The sequence below is a fragment of the Mesorhizobium sp. M7A.F.Ca.US.002.01.1.1 genome, assembly GCF_004022955.1.
In the GTDB taxonomy this organism is placed as follows: domain Bacteria; phylum Pseudomonadota; class Alphaproteobacteria; order Rhizobiales; family Rhizobiaceae; genus Mesorhizobium; species Mesorhizobium ciceri.
Genome location: NZ_RZQE01000514.1, coordinates 1 through 4,029 on the forward strand (window position 1 = coordinate 1; position 4,029 = coordinate 4,029).

The following is a 4,029-nucleotide window of genomic DNA, read 5'->3' on the forward strand; positions in this document are numbered from 1 at the left end:
TTTTACGAAGAGGCGCGACAAGGTTGCAACTCTTTCTGATCTAGAAAAGCGAAAATTTGCTGTAATCATTCAGGTGTTAGGAATTCTTCCTTACCCGTGAGGCCATGAGTAGAACGACCGTTCGCCAGCGATCGAGGTAGAGTCCTTCAAGGCTCACCCCTGATCCGTCGCCACTCGATCTGAAGGTTGCTCATCGTCTAGAATAACGAGTGGCGGCATGCAAAGAAAAGCTTGCATCGAGCCGTATGCCGCACACATCGCGCAGTCAATGCCCGTGTCGTCAAGGACGACGCCAGTTCCAGGAAACGGGATAAGTCTGCTGCGGAGCGGCAGACACTTTTCCAGAAGTATCCGCGCACCCCTTGGTGTGATTGTGTATGCCTGAAGCCCAAACGAATGCTCTACCTTGATAAGGAATCTGGAGAAGTTCTCGGACTGGAACAAGGCAGTTCTATTAGTATACTGACGATCGTAGAATTCCATTTTGGCTTTTGAGAAACCAAGGTCAAGCCAGAGAAAGGATGGGTCAAATATATAGCCCCACTGTATGATATCCCAATCTGCCCGTGCTTGAGATATAATACTGGTGGATTCCTCCGTGAAACGAAACGATGACCGAATATCGTCTTCGAAAATAGTTATTGTCTTGTTTTCTGAAACCGACAGCTTCCACAAGCTGATATGGGATAGAGCGCACCCTAACGTGCCCGGGGGATACGGACAATCACTGGTAATCAGACCTTCCTTGATGAGCGCCTCCCTGTCGAGAGAAGTGCCGTCAACGGCTGATACGCGAACGGTATTGTGCAATAAATGCCAGTTGTTACTTTGGTACCTGCTCCAGCGCTCGATGCTGCGGTCTAGGTTTATCAGGTGAATTTTCGGGGAACCCGTCGGCTCGACAGGCCGGGCTGGCATCGTCCCGGAGACAGAGGGCGTGGCGGCAGTGAATGTGGAGGTATCGCCCGCACCATGCAACAGCGCTCGAGCCCGTTCGATGCCATCACTCACATGGTATTGGCCATCGCCAAAGGTGATGTAGCCATAGACTTGTCGGTTATCCATATACTGGACGATTCCGGCCTTCCTGGCGCTGGCAGCAAAGACAACGTACTCGTACCGCGATGTGCCGTCCTCGTATGTCAGTTCGGTCAGCACGTCAGCCCGGACAAGATATGTGCAATGCACGAGCGGCACCTCGATGGCGCCGCGCACGTGGCGGTTGAGCACCCAACCATACTGATCGCACTGCAGATAATACCCGTTGGCATCGATCTCGGCATGAAAGTTCGAATAATATTGGCCCGGCGAGATAGAGCGAAGCAGAGGAGCGACGATTGGCAAATCAAGCGAGACAAGTTCTCGCAGCGTGGCCGATCGCACGAAATTGTCGACGTCGGCCACGAAATAGAAATCGCAGCCGTGCTCGAACGTTTTCCGCAGACTTATGTTGCGGATTCGGCCAAGCACCCTGAAGCGCGTCTCATTCCATTCGTGCTCGCCAAACTGCTCAACACGATCGACGACGTCCGAGGCGTCGATTTCGACCGCCGCATAGAGGTGACCCACGCGCTCTACCCATTCGCGCAGTATATGCTCGGTCCTGTCGGTATTGTTGTTTGTCCTGATGTATAGGACGATCGATGCCTTCGGGTAGTCGAGCGCCTCGATGCACTCGAGGTAAAGCGGCAGTGCCGGTTCCTTCTGCTTTGCCAGGATTGCAATCAGGATGCGCGGTGAACCCTTCAGGCGCGACCGCAGCGAACGCTGCCGGATAAGCTTGTGCTGATCGATCAAGCTCTCTGTCCCGAACGCCCCGAGATTCGACGGTTCATGCACCGGAAGCTTGTCAGTGGCGAAACGCGCGTTGGCCACCACGCGCTTCGCCATTTCCGCCGGCAATTTTTCGCTGGCGAGCAATTTCAGACAGGCGTCGAGTGAATCCCGGTAAGCGCCTGTCCAGTAGGCATTGACGGCAAACTCGTCGAGCAATCCGTAATCGTAGACCCAAGGCTGTATGAAAAGTCCGGGGGGTTGTGCAAGGTCGAGCCCTCGACGCGCAAATTCCGCTCCCTCCGCGTTCCGGCCCTGGGTGCGGCAATAGAGGCTCGCGGCGTGAAGAGCTTCAGCGCGGGCGGGAACGGCCTGCGTCGCACGCTCAAAGATTGCAACAACCTCGTCGAATGGCCGTCCCAGCGCTGCCATGAGATTGCCCGCTTCGAGCAGGCTGACATAGATTTCCTCGTCCCAGAAGCCCAGCTCGGCGCGCTTCAGATAGTTTGCCAGCGATTTTTCACGTTCTCCGGAATCCCTATAGCTCTGCGCCAGATAGAAGGTGTATCGCGAAATAAGGAACGGGTCGGTCTCCGTAGCAAGCGCGTTTTCAAGAACCGCCGCGTCGTCCTGGTACTTTCGCGGGTTTTGACTGCGTGCTCCGCCACGCCCCGTCGCCACGCGAAAACCCTTGGCGGTCTCGCGTGTGAGATGGCCGGGAGGGGCCTCGAGATATTCGTGCAGCACGCCCTTGAAGGAGAAGGGAAGCCGGTTGCGGCAAATCTGCGGGCGATAAAACGAAATGCCCCCATGGGACACCTCGACGTCGTAGAGATCGTGTTCCATGTTCGACTTGAACGCGATCGGATCGAAGTCAGCGTCTTGGACCACGACGTCGTCGGCGTCGATGATCATGGCGTAGTCGACCGTCTCGACTTCACGCAGGCGGTCAAGGGCAAAGGTACGGTTGTACGCAAAGTCCCGCCAAGGCTCGTCGATGACTGTGCCTTTGACATTGTGCAGGGTCAGGAAGGTACGGATGAGGTCCTGCGTGCCGTCCTCGGAACCCGTGTCGATGACGAGCACGTAGTCAACGAGAGGAAGCGCGCTGGCGAGGCATTGCAAGATGACCTTTGCCTCGTTCTTGACGATCATGCACAGGCCGATGGTGCTCATGCTAATCCCTTGGCGGAGTGGCGTTCGTTACACGCTGCTGGAAATTGTTGAAGGGAATTCCTGCGCCTTTGTCCGGCTTTATATCTCATGCATCATCCCGTCGCCTTGGCCATTTGCATGACCTTTGTTGCAAAGAACGATTGCCCCTTCACAGCCAAGTGCTGCCTCAACCCGTCCATTGTTTAGCCAGCGCTTTCCGTCGCAGCAAGGGTCTTGCGGTCGCTCGGGACCAGAGGGTTAAGAACAGAATTTCCCGTCGACCCAATCGCTGAGGCGCAAATTCCGCCGCGACATCGAGGGTTCGACGCGAACCAGAGGGCACCCTTAAGCCTCGGATTTCTCGATGCGTTCGGCCGCCCATGCGCGCCATTTGATGTCGACCGAAAGTAGTTACTCATGGTCCACAATTAATAAATTGTTAACTTGGTTATTTACAAGTTGCTAATTTTAGATTTTACTAATGTCTTGTGTTGAGAGGGTTCCCGCGAACCGGGCAGAGGGCCTGTTGGGCTGCGTCTGCGAAGCCAGGAGAGTGTCTGGAGCAAGTCACTTCGTGCGTGAGGGCGTGGCGAGTGTGTGGTGACGTGCAAGAGAAGACGTTGTACGGCCTTGAACTAAAGGCCGGCGTTTTCCCAAATCTGATGTTCCCCCCGCAAGCAGTTGGTTCCCTCGTAAGTCGTCGTCGAGAAATCGGCGACACGCGTGACGGGAGTGACCATGGTTGGGGTGATACCGTGTACGAGTCGATGGGGCCGTGACGCAGGCTTAGGCGTAGAACAACGCCTGAATTACCCGCAGTTGGCCAACAGCACGGATTACCCAGCGATTGATGGGTATTCCTCAGTGTCCTTTGGACGCCTCACTCACCTGGGCGAAGACAACTGGGGCGCCATCCGATCGAGCGGCACGAAGAGGCTGCCAAGCCTTGCGCACCCGTCTCTTAGACCTGCCCGCAATGCGGCAATGCGCGCGACCGGCCTCACCGGGCGCCCGCGCTCTGCAGCCATTGAACCAGCGATTGAAATCTAAGGTACGACCAAGAGAAGCTGCGGCCCGGCCGCCGGCGACCAAGGAGAAGAT

General features: G+C 56.0%; 1 protein-coding gene. It reads right to left on the minus strand.

What is annotated here, in order from left to right:
• Positions 1-153: 153 nt before the first annotated feature.
• Positions 154-2,949, minus strand: a complete 2,796-nt coding sequence (locus tag EN932_RS30870) for a glycosyltransferase family 25 protein (RefSeq protein WP_128338039.1) — start codon at positions 2,947-2,949, stop codon at positions 154-156.
• Positions 2,950-4,029 lie beyond the last annotated feature (1,080 nt).

Coding starts and splice junctions, on each gene's coding strand:
- EN932_RS30870 (WP_128338039.1), bottom strand. CDS start 2,949: ATGAGCACCATCGGCCTGTGCATGATCGTCAAGAACGAGGCAAAGGTC.